The sequence below is a fragment of the Clavibacter sp. VKM Ac-2872 genome, from assembly GCF_015351105.1.
GTDB lineage: Bacteria > Actinomycetota > Actinomycetes > Actinomycetales > Microbacteriaceae > Clavibacter.
This window is the reverse complement of the sequence record NZ_JADKRR010000003.1, coordinates 39,606-55,186: the sequence shown is the minus strand read 5'-3', so window position 1 is coordinate 55,186 and position 15,581 is coordinate 39,606. Positions and strand designations below refer to the sequence as shown.

Here is a 15,581-nt window from a genome sequence, read left to right as displayed (position 1 = left end):
ACGTCTCGTTAGCGTGGTGTTCGCGGGCAGGTCCACGTGACCGCCCGCCTCCGGGGGACGCATCGGGGGATGCAGACCGCCAAGGGGTGCCGGGGTCGGGGGATCCACGGCACCCCTCCGGCGGCGCCGCCGTGTCGACGCCGGCCTCGCGAGGGTCGGTGAGAGGCCCCTGTCCCGGGGGCGAACGACGGCGCGCGCATTCCCTTGGTACGCAAACGTTTCGCCTGCTGGACGGTACTCTCAGGGGTGTGACGACGTCCCCTCCCACCGCCCCCGACGTCGCGCCCGGCTCGCCGTCGCGGCCCCGTCGCGGGGGCGCGCACCTCTCGCGTCGCGGACGATCGGCGGACACGACGACCCCGTCCGGCACCCTCGTCGAGACCGCCGTCCAGGCGGCCGGCGCCCTCGTCCTCGAGGCCGCGTCCACGGCCGCTCCCGGCCTGCGCGCCGGCGGCAGCATCCCGCAGCCCGCGCGCCGCCGGTCCGTCGGCGACACCGACCTCCGGGTCTTCCCGCTCGCGCTCGGCGGCAACGTCTTCGGCTGGACGGCCGGCCCGGAGGACACCTCCGCGATCCTCGACCGGTACCAGGAGGCGGGCGGCAACTTCATCGACACCGCCGACTCGTACGCGAGCGGCCGCAGCGAGCACATGATCGGCTCGTGGATGCGGGAGCGCCGCAACCGCGACTCCATGGTCGTCGCCACCAAGATCGGCAAGAGCGAAGACTTCCCCGGCCTCGGCGGGTCCCGCATCGAGCGCGCCGTCGACGCGAGCCTGGCTCGGCTCGGCACCGACTTCATCGATCTCCTCTACTTCCACTGGGACGACCTCGACGTGCCGCTCGAGGAGAGCCTCGCCGCCGCGGGACGCCTCATCGCCTCGGGCAAGGTCCGGCACCTGGCCGCGTCGAACTACGCCGCCGAGCGGCTGCTGCACGCGCGGATCATGGGCGGGCTCTATGGCGCACCGCGTTTCGTCGCGCTGCAGACGCACTACAACCTCGTCAACCGGGCGCCCTACGAGTCCGAGTACCTCGACGTCGTCCGCGGCCAGCAGCTCGCGGTGATGCCCTACTTCGCTCTCGCGAACGGCTTCCTCACGGGGAAGTACCGCACCCGCGACTCCGTCCGCGACGGCGCCCGCGGGGCGCGCGCCGCGAGGTACCTGACCCGTCGGGGCCTGCGCGTGCTCACCGCCCTCGACGAGATCGCCGACGACCACTCGACGAGCGTGGCGACGATCGCGCTGGCGTGGCTCCTCGTGAAGCCGGGGATCGTCGCTCCGGTCGCGAGCGCGAGCCGACCGGAGCAGGTCCACGATCTGGTGCAGGCGGCCCACGTCCAGCTGTCCCGGCACGACGTGGCTCGGCTCGACCGCGCCTCCGAGTAGTCCTCCCCAGGGTTCCTCTGGGCCCGGTCCGCCCCGTCATGTGGAAGGCGGGGGTCGCGCTCGTGATGCGGCGGCTACCTTTCCTGGACCCGCGATGCCCGGCGCTCTGGCGCCCGCTTGTCCGCGCGGGTTCCGTACGGCCCGGGGGAGACGATCTTGCACGAGCGACCGCGCGTTCCGCTGCGACGGCGAGGGGGAGTGGTGGCTCTATCGCTGGCCGTCGTCGTGTCGACCCAGTTCCTCGCCGGATGCGCAGCGTCTTCGTCACCGTCTCCCGCGCCGGCTCCAGCCTCGTCGATGACGCAGGAGCAGCAGGACGACGAGGCCTTCCACGACGTCTTGAAGCGTTACGACGAATTGAACGCAACCACTGTCACTGACGCCGATCTGACGCCCCTGCTCACGGGGAGCGTCCTCGAGAGCGAGAGGCAGTCCGTGAAGGAGTCTCGTGATTCCGGAGAATCGGTAGATGGTCTTGATACGATTTCGGGATTCAGCGTGACCGATCGAGGCGTGGACAAAAGCGGCGCGCAGTACATGACAGGACAGTTCTGCCTCGACGTCAGCGGGACCCGAATCCGCGACGCCCACGGAGTGGATGTGACGCCGCAACGTGACCCTCGTCTGTCGTTGCAGGCCAAGGCGGTCAGAGCGGCCGACGGTGTGTGGCGTCTCAGTGACATTGTGCGAAACGAAGACGTGCACGCATGCGGTTAAGCCGAATTGTGATCGCTGTTGTCATCGCCTCTTCCATCGCCTCGGGGTTGTCATCCCAAAGGGCCGTGGCTGCTGGTGACGATTGTCAGCTGGAAGTCGGTAGACGAGGCGGCGACTGCACGTCTGGGGCAATATCCGACGGCTCTGTAGAACTTCAAGCGAGAACGACTGATGCTCCCCAAATCTCGACTAAGCAGTCTTCCAAGGAAGCGTCCTCGCCGCAGGAGCCGTCGCACCCGCAGGCGCCGCCTCCGGTGCCGCGGGGTCGGATGGCTGCGGACGTGGATGTGCCGTGCACCCCGAGTGCGCGCCTGTCTGGTGGTTCTCTGTGTTCGGATGGGCAGCACGCGTTCTTGCCGCCGGCGAAGGCGCCGACCAAGCCGGCGGATCCGGTCCCGGTCGTGGCGGCGGTGCCGGGGGTGTCGTTGGCGGATGTGGCGCAGTTCGTGCCGCGTGATGCGTCGATCCGGTCGCAGCCGAATGGGTGGGCGGTCGTGGGTGCTCCGGTGAATCTGTTCTCGGACGCGTCGGCGCAGGTGGTGGATGGGGTGTTGTTGGGTCGGCCGACGCAGGTGCGGTTCGTGCCGGTGTCGTTCGTGTGGGATCACGGTGATGGGACGAGTGCGACGGTGGAAGGGCCGGGTGCGTCGTGGCGGGAGTTGGGTCAGCAGGACTTCACGCAGACGGACACGAGTCATGTGTACGGGTCCGTCGGGGATCGGCGGGTGTCGTTGACGATCGTGTATTCGGCGAGTTATCGGTTCGACGGGGGTGGGTGGCAGCAGATCGCGGGGACGTTGCCGGTGCAGGTGGGTCCGGTCACCATCCGTGTGGTGCAGGGGTCGACGGTGCTGGTGGGCGGTGCGTGCGGGGAGCGGGACGCCGGACCGGGCTGCCCATGAGCGCCCCGTCGCCCGCCGTCGGCGCCCGGCTCCACGCGGGGCCCGTGGCGTAGGGTGACGCTGATGTCCCGCGCCGTAGAACTCCCCCTCGACCTCCCCGAGCTCACCGTGCAGTCGACGGGCGGCGCCCGTGTCCGGCGGTCCGTCCTGCCGTCGGGCGTGCGCATCCTCAGCGAGGACGTGCCCGGCAGCCGCAGCGCCACGATCGGCATGTGGGTGGCGGTCGGCTCGCGCGACGAGCAGCCCGGCGATCTCGGATCCACCCACTTCCTGGAGCACCTCCTCTTCAAGGGCACCCCGTCGCGCACGGCGCTCGACATCGCCGTGGCCTTCGATGCGGTCGGCGGTGAGCACAACGCCGTCACCGCCAAGGAGTACACGTGCTACTACGCCAAGGTGCAGGATCGCGACCTCGGCATGGCGGTGGACGTGCTCGCCGACATGGTCACGTCCAGCCTCATCGACGCCGAGGAGTTCGAGACCGAGCGCGGGGTCATCCTCGAGGAGCTCGCCATGGCGGACGACGATCCGGGCGACGTCGTCAGCGAGCGATTCTTCGAGGCCGTGCTGGGGGATCACCCGCTCGGCCGTCCCATCGGGGGCAGCCCCGCGAACATCGAGGCCGCCGAGCGCGACGCCGTGGTCGCGCACTACCGCCGCAACTACCGCCCGCAGGACCTCGTCGTCACGGCGGCGGGCTCCGTGGACCACGACGCCCTCGTCGCGCGCGTCACCGCCGGCCTCGAGCGCGCGGGCTGGGACCTGTCGGTCGCCGCGTCCCCGGTCGCGCGTCGCACCGGCACCGCCCCGATCATCACGCGCGGCAGCGACCTCGTCGTCGTCGACCGCCCCATCGAGCAGACCAACATCCTGCTCGGCGTACCCGGCCTCGCGGCGTCCGACGACCGTCGGCCCGCCCTCGCCATGCTCAACTCCGTGCTCGGCGGCGGGATGTCCTCGCGGCTGTTCCAGGAGGTGCGCGAGAAGCGCGGGCTGGCGTACTCGGTCTACTCGTTCGGCGCCTCCTACTCGGACGCGGGCGTCTTCGGCCTCTACGCCGGATGCACGGCCGCGAAGACGGCCCAGGTCTCGCGCCTCATGGTCGACGAGTTCCAGAAGCTCGCCGAGGAGCACGTGACGGAGGAGGAGCTGTCGCGCGCGTTCGGCCAGCTCTCCGGCCAGTCGGCCCTCGCGCTCGAGGACTCGGACACGCGCATGTCGCGGCTCGGGCGGTCGGAGATCACGACCGGCGAGTACGTCGACCTCGACGAGACGCTCTCCCGCCTCTCCCGCGTCACAGCCGACGACGTCCGCGCCCTCGCGGCCGATCTGATCTCCCGACCGCTCTCGGTCGCCGCCGTGGGGACCGTCGGCGCCGACGCGTTCGCCCCGCTGCTCGAGACCCCCGCGCTCCTGTAGGAGGAACCGTGTCCCACTACATCTACCTCGTGCGCCACGGCGAGCAGCAGGACGCCGAGCACGGCCTTCCGGACGGGCCGCTGTCGGGCCGCGGCAAGCGCCAGGCGCACTGCATCGCCGACCGGTTGAGCGGGGTCCCGTTCACGTCCGTGCGCCACTCGCCGCTCGCGCGGGCGGAGGAGACGGCCGCGATCATGGCGGAGCGCATGCCCGCCATCGAGCCGGAGCCGTCGTCGCTCCTGTTCGACTGCATCCCGTCCGGGCCCACCCCGGACATGCCGCACGCGTTCGAGTCGTTCTTCGGCGGGATCACCGAGGAGGAGATCGACGCCGGCAGCGCCCAGATGGCCGACGCCGTGAGCGAGTTCCTGGCACCGGCGCGCGGCGACCGGCACGACCTGCTCATCACGCACAACTTCGTGATCGCCTGGTTCGTGCGGCACGTGTTCGACGCGCCCGAGTGGCGGTGGATGGGCATCAACCAGGCCAACTGCGGCCTCACCATCATCCGCGTGCGCTCCGCCAAGCCGCCGGTCCTCGTGGTGCACAACGACCTCGGCCACCTGCCGGCCGAGCTGCGCACCGGCCTGCCCGAGCAGCAGCCGTACTAGCCGCCCCGGCAGGTCCGCTCCCCAGCGTCGCGGCCGGGCGCGCCGGTACGCTGGGCGGATGACAACCACGGTCGCCGTCGTCGGCGCAACGGGACGCATGGGCCAGCTGATCTCGCAGATCGTCGAGGCGAGCACCGAGTTCGAGCTCGTCGCCAGCCTCGACTCCAAGGACGAGCTGTCGGACATGCTCGGCGCGGACATCGCGGTCGACGTCACGCTCCCGGCGGTCAGCCAGGGCGTCGTCGAGTACGCGGTGGCGCACGGCATGAACGTCCTCGTGGGCACGAGCGGTTGGACCGGCGAGCGCATCACCGAGCTGGAGCGGCGGATCACCGGGAACCTGGCCGTGGGCGTCGTCATCATCCCGAACTTCTCCGTCGGCAGCGTGCTCGCGACCTCGTTCGCGCAGATGGCGGCCCGGTTCTACGACTCCATCGAGATCATCGAGGCCCACGGGGCATCCAAGATCGACTCGCCGTCGGGCACGGCGGTCCGCACGGCCGAGCTCATGTCGCAGGCGCGCGGCACCCGCGGCCCGGTGCAGGCGCCGCACACGGACCAGCGCGCGCGTGGCCAGCAGGTCGCGAGCATCCCCGTGCACAGCCTCCGCATGCAGGGTGTCGTCGCGAAGCAGGACGTGGTGTTCGGCGGCAACGGTGAGGTGCTCACCATCAGCCACGACACGCTCGCTCCGAGCGCCTACGAGGCCGGGATCCTCCTCGCCCTCGGCGCGACCCGCACCGCGCGCGGCGTCGTCGTCGGGCTCGACCGCCTCATCGACCTGGACGGCTCGCGCGAGCGCGCGACGCAGGACGCGTCCACGGGGGCGACGGCGGGACCCGTGGACGACGGCGGGCCGAGCGGCCAGGCCGCCACCGTCACGAGCGCCTGATGGGGACGCGCATCGGCGTCGCCGTCATGGCGGTGCTCATGGTGCTGTACCTGGCGCTGGCCGGCCAGATCGCCGTCCTGCTCCTGATCTCGGGCGAGCCGGTCGGCGTCGTGTTCGGGCTCGCGCTCCTGATCCTCCCGCTGGTCGGCGTGTGGGCGCTCGTGCGGGAGCTGTCCTTCGGCGTGCGGAGCGCGCGCCTGGTGCGGATCCTCGACGCGGAGGGCGGCCTGCCCGTCGCGGACCTGCCGACCCGCGCGAGCGGTCGTCCGCTCCGGGACGCGGCCGACGCCGCGTTCCCCGCCTACCAGGCCGAGGTCGAGCGGGATCCCGCCAGCTGGCGAGCGTGGTTCCGCCTCGGCCTCGCATACGACGCGAGCGGGGATCGCCGCCGCGCGCGAGGCGCGATCCGTCGGGCGATCTCGCTGCACCGCTCCGAGCCCGCCGCCTGACCTGCCCTCTGTCGGCTCAGCGCGCCGAGATCAGCTCTTCGCGAGCAGCCGGTCGATCGCGAGCTCGACCGTGGGATCCCGGAAGGCGAACCCGTCGGCGAGCAGCTTCTCCGGCCGCGCGGGCTGGCTGGAGAGCAGCAGCTCCTGCCCGGCCTCCTGCAGCGCGAGCCGGATGAGGAACTCGGGGGCCGGCACCAGGTAGGGCCGGTGCATGCGCTTCGCCAGGTGGCGCATCAGCCGGTCGGCCATGACGGGCTCGGGGCCGGTGAGGTTCACGGGGCCGGAGACGGACGACGTCAGCAGGTGCACGATCGCGGCGGCCTCGTCGCGGAGGGAGATCCACGGCCAGATCTGGCCGCCGGTGCCCAGCCTGCCGGCGAGCCCGAGGTTGGTGAGGAGGCGGAGCGGTGCCAGGGCGCCCGCCTGCGCGAGCACCAGCCCGGTGCGCAGCGTCGCGACGCGCACGTCCGCCGGCGCCTGGAACACCTCGGCCTCCCACGCCTCCACGACCTCGGCGAGGAAGCCCTGCCCGCGCGGCGAGTCCTCGGTGAGGCGCTCGGCCGGGCGGTCGCCGTAGAAGCCCACGGCGGATCCGTTCAGCAGCACCCGGGGCGGGTTCGACGCCGACGCGATCGCGCCGACGATCGTGCGCGTGGCGGAGACGCGCGACGCGCGGATCTCCTCCTGGTACGGCTTCGTCCAGGGCAGGCGGCTGATGGAGGCACCCGAGAGGTTGACGACGGCGTCGACGCCGTCCAGCACCGCGGGATCCAGGCGCCCCTCGGCCGGCTGCCACTCGTGCTCGTCGGACGACGACGGCGCGTGGCGCACGAGCGTCTGGACGCGGTGCCCGGCGTCATGCAGCTGGGCCTGCAGCTCGGTGCCGATGGTGCCCCCGGCGCCGGAGATGAGGACGGTGAGCGGGGCGGGGGATGCGGTGCTGTCGGACATGGTCGAGCCCTTCGTCGGTGCCGCTCAGCCTAGGACGCGGCCCCGCACGCCGACCGGGAGGAGCGCGGCGCGGTCGCCCGGCGGGGGTCGCGTACAGTGACCGTCGTGCCCCACGACGACATCGCCTTCCGATCCGACATGACCGTGGAGCTCGTCCGCTCGAGCGCCCACGACTCCGACGTGATCTTCGCCGCCCGCGTCTCCACCGCCGGCGAGAAGACGCTCGAGCGCGCGCTCGACGAGCCCGACGGCCAGGACCGCGCCCTCGAGGGCGACGTCGACACCGACGCGGAGGAGAAGCGCGTGAAGCGCGACCGCGGCCTCATCAACTACCTGATGCGCGACCGCCACGGCTCGCCCTTCGAGCACAACTCGATGACCTTCTACGTGCAGGCGCCGATCTTCGTGTTCCGCGAGTTCATGCGCCACCGCATGGCGTCCTACAACGAGGAGTCGGGCCGCTACAAGGAGCTCGACGCCGTGTTCTACGTGCCCGGCCCCGAGCGCAACCTCGTGCAGGTCGGCAAGCCCGGCGCGTACGAGTTCCACGCGGGCACCCCCGAGCAGACCGCGCTCGTGCAGGATGAGACCCGCCGCACGTCTGCCGAGGCGTACGCCTCCTACCAGCGGATGCTCGAGCAGGGCGTGGCGCGCGAGGTCGCGCGCATCGTGCTGCCGCTCAACATCTACTCGTCGATGTACGTCACGCTCAACGCCCGCGCGCTCATGAACTTCCTGTCGCTGCGCACCAAGCACGAGGACTCGACGTTCCCGAGCTTCCCGCAGCGGGAGATCGAGATGTGCGCCGAGAAGATGGAGACCGAGTTCGCGCGGCTCATGCCCCTCACGCACGCGGCCTTCCAGAAGAACGGCCGGGTCGCGCCGTAGCCTGTCGTCGCCCGCCGGGGCGCCGCGTCAGCCGACGCGGCGCCCCGCGCTCTCGCGTTCCGCGTACGGGTAGGCGTCCTTCGTGCCGATGACCCGCACCGACACGAGGTGGCCGCGGTCCGCCGGCACCGCCGTGTAGCGCGCGGAGGTCGCGCCGGGGATCTCGACCCCGTCGCGCAGCCAGCGGTAGGTGAGCGTCACCGGCGCGGGCCGCCATGAGCCGGGGCGCGCGGTGAGCTCGCGCCCCACGACGGCGATGCCGCCGACGACGGGCGTGCCGGGCACGATGGCCCATGGCCCCACCCGCGGGGTCGCCGCCGACGAGCGCTCGACGGCGATCCTGCCGGGCGCCGACCCGCGGACGGCGACGGTGATGCGGCTCCCCGCGTCCTCGCCGGTGACCCGGTAGGTGGGTCCGCTCTCGTCCGAGATCGGCACGCCGTCCCTCTCCCACCGGTACGCCAGCGCGACCGGCGCCGGCCGCCAGGTGCCCGTGCGGACCGAGAGCGTGGTCCCGATCGCCGCGTGCCCGACGATCGTCGGCAGCGGGGTGGAGGTCAGCGGCAGCGATCCGGGCGCGCTGCCCGTGGAGACGTCGCGGTGCACGTACCGCGCGATGTCCACGTTCCCGCCGAACCAGAACCGCATCGACAGGGTCGTGTCGTATCCGGGCTCCAGGGTGAGCGATCCGACGGCACCGCCGACCGCCTCCGGCCCGGAGTCGAACGCGACGTGCACGGATCCGTCCTCGGGCCAGCCCGCGAGCGCGGCCCGCACGTCCCAGGACACGGTGATCCTCGGGCCGTCGACGGTGATGATCGGCGCGTACGGGGTCGGGTAGCCGCGCGAGACGACCGCGAGCGGGGAGGACGCGGCACCCACCACCCGGGTGCCGTCGACGACGGCGACGGCGCGGAGGGAGATCGTGTGCGGCCCCGCCGGCGCGGGCAGCCGGATGATCGCGGAGTCGAGCGGGCCGATGTACGCCGTCCGCCACGGCGCCCGTCCGTCGAGCAGGTACTCGAACCGGGGCGCCGTGAGCGGGAGCTGTCCGACGTCGATGCCCGCGTAGACCTCGATCTCCGGGACGTCGGTCACCTCGCCGCCCACGAACACGTCGGGGGCGGGCAGCTGGGCGGCGGAGGCGGCCGGGTCGAGGGGGAGCGGCGCACCGGACGGCGCCGCCGGGGCCGGCGCGGCGCCGGCGAGGGAGACCCCGGTGACGAGCACCAGGGTGAGGGCCAGGAGCGGCGAGGGCCGCCTCCGTGCCGAGAGGGTCATGGTGGCACCAGCTTCTCCGGGACATCGTCGTCCCGAGCGCAGGATGCTCCCGAACGACGGCGCGCGCATCCCCCCGAACGGGGAGGCGCTGCAGGCGACGCCCCCGCTCGACGGGCGTCCGACGTTACGATGGTCCGCGTGTCCACAGAGAACCCGTTCGGCCAGGTCCTGGTGGCGCTCGTCACCCCCTTCACCGCCGATGGCGAGGTGGACTGGGCCGGCGTCGAGAAGCACATGGACGACGTCATCGTCGCGGGCGCGGACGGCATCGTCGTCACGGGCACCACGGGCGAGACCAGCACGCTGACGGACCCGGAGAAGATCAAGCTCGTCGAGGTCGGCCGCTCCGTGAGCGCGGGCCGGGCGAAGATCATCACGGGCGGCGGATCCAACGAGACCGCGCACGCCATGCAGCTCGCCCGCCAGAGCGAGAAGGCCGGCGCCGACGGCAACATGATCGTCACGCCGTACTACAACAAGCCCACGCAGGCCGGCGTCCTCACGCACTTCCGCATGATCGCGGACGCGACCGACCTCCCGGTCATCCTCTACGACATCCCCGGCCGGACGGGCATCCCGATCCAGTACGAGACGATCCTCCGCGCCGCGAAGCACCCGAACATCCTCGCCATCAAGGACGCCAAGGGCGACCTCGCGCAGGCCAGCCGCGTGCTCAACCAGACGAGCCTCATGTACTTCGCGGGCGACGACGCGAACGCGCTGCCGACCCTCGCGATCGGCGGCACCGGGCTCATCGGCGTCACCGCGAACGTGACCGCCATGCCGTACCGCACCATGGTCGACGCCGTGAACGCGGGAGACCTCGCCGCCGCCACGCACGCGCACCAGCAGCTGGAGCCGCTCGTCCGCGCGGTGATGACCCACGTGCCCGGCACGGTCGCGGCGAAGTACATCCTCCACGGCCTCGGCCGCATCGGCAGCCCCCGCGTCCGCCTGCCCCTCGTGGGGCCGGAGGAGTGGGAGGCCGCGCAGATCGAGGACGAGATCGACCTCGTCCGTGACGTGCCCGGCGTCGACTTCCGCAACTTCCGCCCCGACCGCAACGCCGCCGCAGGCGGAGCGCTGCCGCAGGTCGCCGGCACCACGCGCTGACGCGCGGCCCGAGCATCCACCGCCGGCCCCTCGGGCCGCACCGTCATCAGAGGAGTCCCATGCCCCACGGCGTCTATGATCCGCCGGAGCTCAAGCCCGGCACCCTGCGCATCACGCCCATCGGCGGCCTCGGCGAGATCGGTCGCAACATGACCACGTTCGAGATCGACGGCAAGATCCTCGTGGTCGACTGCGGGGTGCTCTTCCCCGAGGAGCACCAGCCGGGCGTCGACCTCATCCTCCCCGACTTCTCCTCCATCGAGGACCGCCTCGACGACGTCGTCGGCATCGTCCTCACGCACGGCCACGAGGACCACATCGGCGCGGTGCCGTACCTCCTCAAGCTCAAGCAGGACATCCCCCTGATCGGCTCCGGCCTCACGCTCGCCCTCATCGAGGCGAAGCTCAAGGAGCACCGGATCACGCCGTACACGTTCCAGGTGAAGGAGGGCGACCGCGAGCGCCTCGGGCCGTTCGAGCTCGAGTTCGTCGCCGTCAACCACTCCATCCCGGATGCGCTGGCCGTCGCCATCACGACCGAGGCGGGCCGCGTCCTGCACACCGGCGACTTCAAGATGGACCAGCTCCCGCTCGACGACCGGATCACCGACCTCCGCGCGTTCGCCCGCCTCGGCGAGGCCGGCGTCGACCTCTTCATGTCGGACTCCACCAACGCGGACGTCCCCGGCTTCACGCCCACCGAGCGCTCCATCGGCCCCGTGCTCGAGGCGGTCATCTCGAAGGCGCCCCGCCGCGTGATCGTCGCGAGCTTCTCCAGCCACGTGCACCGCGTGCAGCAGGTGCTCGACGCCGCGCACGCGAACGGCCGCCGCGTCGCGTTCATCGGCCGCTCGATGATCCGCAACATGACCATCGCGGCCGAGCTGGGCTACCTCAAGGTGCCGGACGGGGTCCTCATCGACTCCAAGAAGGCCGTCAACCTGCCGGACCACGAGATCGTCTACATGAGCACCGGGTCGCAGGGCGAGCCGATGGCGGTGCTCAGCCGGATGGCGAACCTCGAGCACCAGATCGAGATCGGCCAGGACGACACCGTCATCCTCGCGTCGAGCCTCATCCCGGGCAACGAGAACGCCGTCTACCGCGTGATCAACGGGCTCACGAAGCTCGGCGCGAACGTGGTGCACAAGGCCAACGCGAAGGTCCACGTCTCGGGCCACGCCGCCGCCGGCGAGCTGCTCTACTGCTACAACATCCTCAAGCCGCGCAACGTCCTGCCGGTGCACGGCGAGTACCGCCACCTGGTCGCGAACCAGCAGCTCGCCATCCAGACCGGCGTGCCCGAGCGCAACACGTTCCTCGCGGAGGACGGCACCGTCCTCGACATGAAGGACGGGCACGTGCGCGTCACGGGCCAGCTCGACGTCGGCTACGTCTACGTGGACGGCTCGACCGTGGGCGAGATCACCGACGCCGACCTCAAGGACCGCCGCATCCTCTCCGAGGAGGGCTTCGTCACGATCTTCGTGGTCGTCGAGCCGCAGACCGGCAAGGCCACGGTCGGTCCGGAGATCGAGGCCCGCGGGTTCGCCGAGGACGCGAAGGTGTTCGACAGCGTCAAGCCGCTCGTCGTGAAGGCGCTCGCGGAGGCGGCGGCCAACGGCACGCGCGACACGCACGCGTACGCGCAGGTCGTCCGCCGCACGGTCGGCCGCTGGGTCAACTCGTCGCACCGCCGGCGCCCGATGATCATCCCGGTGGTCATCGAGGCGTAGGACGTCCGTCGGCGGGAGCCGGCGCTCGGCACGTCCGGAGGGGGCGGGGAGACCCGCCCCCTCGGTCGCGCGTGCCGACGGAGCTCGTCCGCGTGGCCCCCTGACGGGGGGAGCATGTCATCCGCGTGGACGAAGCGCCGCCGCCGGCGCCGCCCCTAGCGTCGGAGGCGACCGGACGGGCCGCTGGGGACCGCCGGGGAAGGAGCGGCCGTGGGCGTCTGGCGGAGATGGATCCTCCCGATCACGAGACTCGTCGTGCTGGCCGCGATCGCCGTGGCGCTCGTGCGCATGGCGTTCTTCGGGACCACGACGGAGGAGACGGCGCAGGTGCCGACCGGCTCCGTCGTCGAGTCGCAGGTGCCGGCGTCCGTCGCGACCGTGGTCAACGACGTGACGGTGAAGGGCAGCATCCAGCCGGATCCGGACGTCGCCGTGAAGGCGACGCTGCAGGGGAAGGTCTCGAAGCTCGTCGCGGGGCAGGGCGCGACGGTCAAGGCCGGCGACCCGATCCTCGTCATCCGCCAGGAGACGCCGGTGGATCCGGTGGTCGCCGCGGACGGCACGATCACGCAGCAGAAGCCCAAGGTCGTCACCGAGACGGTCACCGCGTCCGCCGCGGGATCGCTCGTGGAGCTCGGCGTGCTCGTCGGCCAGGAGGTCGCCGTGGGCGACGCGGCCGGGCGCATCGCGCCGCCCACCTTCCGCGCGACCGCTCCGCTCACCGCCGAGGAGCAGTACCGGCTCGTCACGCAGCCGACGGCCGCCACGGTCGCGATCACATCGGGTCCCGCGCCCTTCGAGTGCTCCGACCTGCGCATCGGGCAGCAGGCCGCGGCGTCCACCGAGGGCACGGGAGCAGCCGGCGCGGCGGGCTCCGGATCCGCCGGCGCCACCGAGTCGGCCTCCACCGGCGCGACCGTCTCCTGCGCCGTCCCGGCCGGGACCCGCGTCTTCCCGGGACTCGCCGCGGACATCACGATCCCCGCGGGCGAGGCACCCGACGTGCTGACCCTCCCGACCACGGCGGTCGAGGGCCTCGCCGACACGGGCAACGTCTGGCTCGCGTCGGACGGCGGCGAGCCGGAGGAGCGCGCGGTCGGACTCGGCATCAGCGACGGGAAGGTCGTGCAGATCACGTCGGGTCTCGCGGAGGGCGACATGGTGCTCGAGTTCGTGCCCGGTGCGCCCGTCCCTGAGGACGAGGCGATGACGATGCAGGGCGGGTACGGCGGATGAGCCTGATCCGCTTGGAGAAGGTGACCCGGACGGTCCAGCGGCCGGATGACGAGCCGCTGACGATCCTGCACGGCGTCGACCTCGACGTGTCCGTGGGCGACCACGTGTCGATCGTGGGCCGGTCGGGGTCCGGCAAGTCGACGCTGCTGAACATCCTGGGGCTGCTCGACACCCCGACGACGGGTGGGGTCTACCTCGACGACGAGCCCATGGCCCGCGTCTCCGATTCTCGGCGCGACCGGGCCCGCGGCGGCGACATCGGGTTCATCTTCCAGCAGTTCAACCTGCTGCAGGGCCGCACGGCGCGGGAGAACGTGATGACGCCGCTGCTGTACTCGACGGGACGCTCGTTCTGGCGGCGGGCGTCGATCGCGGCGGACATGCTCGAGCGGGTCGGCCTCGGCCACCGGGTCGACTCCATGCCGGAGACGATGTCCGGCGGCGAGCAGCAGCGCGTCGCGATCGCCCGTGCCCTGGTGCGTTCGCCGCGGCTGATCCTCGCGGACGAGCCGACCGGCGCCCTCGACATCGAGACGGGCGCGACCGTGATGACCCTGCTCGCGGAGGTCGCGCACGCGTCCGGCGCCGCGCTCGTCACCATCACGCACGACCCGACCGTCGCGGCGCGCGCGGATCGGCACCACCGGCTCGAGGCGGGCGTCCTCGCGCCGTCCGAGGCCCTCACCCGCGGGGTGCTCGCATGACCGGCTGGCTGTCGCGCACGGCGACCGGCCTCGTGGGCGCGGTCGTGGAGGCGTGGGCCGAGCTCCGGATCCACCGCACGCGCGTGATGCTGTCGCTCATCGGCGTCGCGGTCGCGGTGGCGGCGATCACGTCGGTCGTCGGCCTCGGGGCGGTCGTGCAGCAGTCGCAGACCGAGCAGATGGAGCGCCAGTCGGGCCGACCGGCCGCGCTGTCGGTGTCCGCGTACTCCGCGACGGGGGACGGCCTGTCCTACGCCGAGCAGCGCACGCTCCTCGCGGACGTCGCCGACCGGTACGGCATCACCTGGTCGACGATCATCGGCTCCACGACGGTGCCGGTCGACTTCGCGCGCGGTCGGGTGCAGGTCCAGACGGTCGTGGTCGACCGGGACTACGGCGAGATGCGCCGCGTCGACATGACGGACGGCCGCTGGTTCGTCGAGCGCGACGCCGACCGCCTCGCGCCCGCCCTCGTCGTCAACCCCGCGTTCCTCGCGGAGCTCGGGTCGCCCGACATCGCCGCGCACCCCTCCGCCGTGCTCCACGGGGAGCGATCGGACCTCGTGGGCGTCGTCGTCGGCACCGTGCCCGCGCTGTACTCGGAGGAGCCGCCGACCGCCTACCTGCAGGCGTCCGACGCCGAGCGCCTGATGTCGGACGACGCGCTCGACGCGATGGCGCCGCAGTCCGAGTTCTGGGTGCCCGAGGCGGAGGCCGACGCGCTCACCGTGGCCATCACCTCGCAGGTCGCGGCGACCGCGCCCGAGGGGCTGCAGGTGAGCGTCGGCCGCAGCGATTGGGGGACGTACGACTACGACCCGCTGCTGTCGGTCAAGATCCTCGTCGGGGGAGTGGCGGGCCTCGTGCTCCTGCTCGGCGCGCTCGGCCTCGTGAACATCTCCCTCGTGACCGTGAAGCAGCGGATCCGGGAGATCGGCGTGCGGCGCAGCTTCGGCGCGAGCGCGGGCCGCGTGTTCTTCGCCGTGATGATGGAGAGCATCGTCGCGACGGTCGCCGCGGGCGTGGTCGGGGTGATGGCGGCGGTCGCGATCGTCAAGAACCCGTGGATCCTCTCGTTCGTCGCCTCCGGCGTCACCGAGTTCCCGCCGTTCCCGCTCTCGGCGGCGCTCCTCGGGCTCGGCGCGTCGCTCGCCGTGGGCGCGATCGCGGGCCTCCTGCCGGCGCTCGTCGCGGTGCGCGTGTCCGTCATCGACGCGATCCGGTACTGATGCCGCGGTCGGGCGGGGAGCGTCCTGCCCGGCCCGGCGCACCGCCGGCGACGGCGGCGCGG

Annotated in this window: 15 protein-coding genes; 13 read left to right on the top strand and 2 right to left on the bottom strand. The window is 72.2% G+C overall.

Translation table 11 applies throughout. The annotated features are described in order from the left end of the window. Nucleotides 1–248 precede the first annotated feature (248 nt). The 7 genes from ITJ40_RS13135 to ITJ40_RS13105 all read left to right on the top strand — a co-directional run bounded on the left by ITJ40_RS13135 (nucleotide 249) and on the right by ITJ40_RS13105 (nucleotide 6,381). A complete protein-coding gene (locus ITJ40_RS13135; RefSeq protein WP_194667496.1) occupies nucleotides 249–1,391 on the top strand; it encodes an aldo/keto reductase in 1,143 nt (380 codons plus the stop codon). Nucleotides 1,392–1,688: 297 nt separating this feature from the next. After that, the gene (locus ITJ40_RS13130) at nucleotides 1,689–2,108 is read left to right on the top strand and encodes a hypothetical protein (protein WP_228512455.1); all 420 of its coding nucleotides are present in this window, start codon (nucleotides 1,689–1,691) and stop codon (nucleotides 2,106–2,108) included. A 269-nt stretch (nucleotides 2,109–2,377) separates the two neighbouring features. After that, nucleotides 2,378–3,010 (top strand): hypothetical protein, encoded by a 633-nt coding sequence (locus tag ITJ40_RS13125; RefSeq protein ID WP_228512454.1) that lies wholly within the window; start codon nucleotides 2,378–2,380, stop codon nucleotides 3,008–3,010. A 63-nt stretch (nucleotides 3,011–3,073) separates the two neighbouring features. Next, entirely contained in the window at nucleotides 3,074–4,429 is a 1,356-nt protein-coding gene (locus ITJ40_RS13120) for a pitrilysin family protein (RefSeq protein WP_194667493.1), read from the top strand. Between the two features lie 8 nt (nucleotides 4,430–4,437). After that, entirely contained in the window at nucleotides 4,438–5,040 is a 603-nt protein-coding gene (locus ITJ40_RS13115; RefSeq protein WP_194667492.1) for a histidine phosphatase family protein, read from the top strand. A gap of 58 nt (nucleotides 5,041–5,098) precedes the next feature. Further along, nucleotides 5,099–5,932, top strand: a complete 834-nt coding sequence (gene dapB, locus ITJ40_RS13110; RefSeq protein ID WP_194667491.1) for a 4-hydroxy-tetrahydrodipicolinate reductase — start codon at nucleotides 5,099–5,101, stop codon at nucleotides 5,930–5,932. Then, nucleotides 5,932–6,381 carry a hypothetical protein gene (locus tag ITJ40_RS13105; RefSeq protein ID WP_194667490.1) on the top strand — a complete coding sequence of 150 codons (450 nt, stop codon included), beginning with the start codon at nucleotides 5,932–5,934 and terminating at the stop codon, nucleotides 6,379–6,381. The genes dapB and ITJ40_RS13105 overlap by 1 nt, the downstream gene beginning before the upstream one ends. Nucleotides 6,382–6,411: 30 nt before the next feature. Here ITJ40_RS13105 and ITJ40_RS13100 read toward each other — a convergent pair whose 3' ends face one another. Beyond that, nucleotides 6,412–7,332: a TIGR01777 family oxidoreductase gene (locus ITJ40_RS13100; RefSeq protein WP_194667489.1), complete on the bottom strand. Its 921-nt coding sequence runs from the start codon at nucleotides 7,330–7,332 to the stop codon at nucleotides 6,412–6,414. Nucleotides 7,333–7,428: 96 nt separating this feature from the next. Between ITJ40_RS13100 and thyX the strand changes: the two genes are divergently transcribed. Continuing rightward, complete coding sequence (gene thyX, locus ITJ40_RS13095; RefSeq protein WP_194667488.1) at nucleotides 7,429–8,220, top strand: FAD-dependent thymidylate synthase; 792 nt, start codon at nucleotides 7,429–7,431, stop codon at nucleotides 8,218–8,220. Nucleotides 8,221–8,247: 27 nt separating this feature from the next. On the opposite strand, the gene ITJ40_RS13090 is transcribed toward thyX, so the two are convergent. After that, on the bottom strand, nucleotides 8,248–9,501 hold the full coding sequence (locus ITJ40_RS13090) for a hypothetical protein (protein ID WP_194667487.1): 1,254 nt from the start codon (nucleotides 9,499–9,501) through the stop codon (nucleotides 8,248–8,250). 129 nt (nucleotides 9,502–9,630) lie between these two features. On the opposite strand from ITJ40_RS13090, the gene dapA reads away from it, so the two are divergent. From dapA to ITJ40_RS13065, 5 genes are all read left to right on the top strand, one after another. Continuing rightward, entirely contained in the window at nucleotides 9,631–10,614 is a 984-nt protein-coding gene (dapA, locus tag ITJ40_RS13085; protein ID WP_194667486.1) for a 4-hydroxy-tetrahydrodipicolinate synthase, read from the top strand. Nucleotides 10,615–10,673: 59 nt separating this feature from the next. Further along, the gene (locus ITJ40_RS13080) at nucleotides 10,674–12,350 is read left to right on the top strand and encodes a ribonuclease J (protein WP_194667485.1); all 1,677 of its coding nucleotides are present in this window, start codon (nucleotides 10,674–10,676) and stop codon (nucleotides 12,348–12,350) included. A 210-nt stretch (nucleotides 12,351–12,560) separates the two neighbouring features. Next, entirely contained in the window at nucleotides 12,561–13,586 is a 1,026-nt protein-coding gene (locus ITJ40_RS13075; RefSeq protein ID WP_194667484.1) for a hypothetical protein, read from the top strand. Further along, nucleotides 13,583–14,290 carry an ABC transporter ATP-binding protein gene (locus ITJ40_RS13070; RefSeq protein WP_194667483.1) on the top strand — a complete coding sequence of 236 codons (708 nt, stop codon included), beginning with the start codon at nucleotides 13,583–13,585 and terminating at the stop codon, nucleotides 14,288–14,290. The genes ITJ40_RS13075 and ITJ40_RS13070 overlap by 4 nt, the downstream gene beginning before the upstream one ends. Further along, nucleotides 14,287–15,519, top strand: a complete 1,233-nt coding sequence (locus tag ITJ40_RS13065) for an ABC transporter permease (RefSeq protein ID WP_194667482.1) — start codon at nucleotides 14,287–14,289, stop codon at nucleotides 15,517–15,519. Before ITJ40_RS13070 ends, ITJ40_RS13065 begins: the two co-directional genes overlap by 4 nt. Nucleotides 15,520–15,581 lie beyond the last annotated feature (62 nt).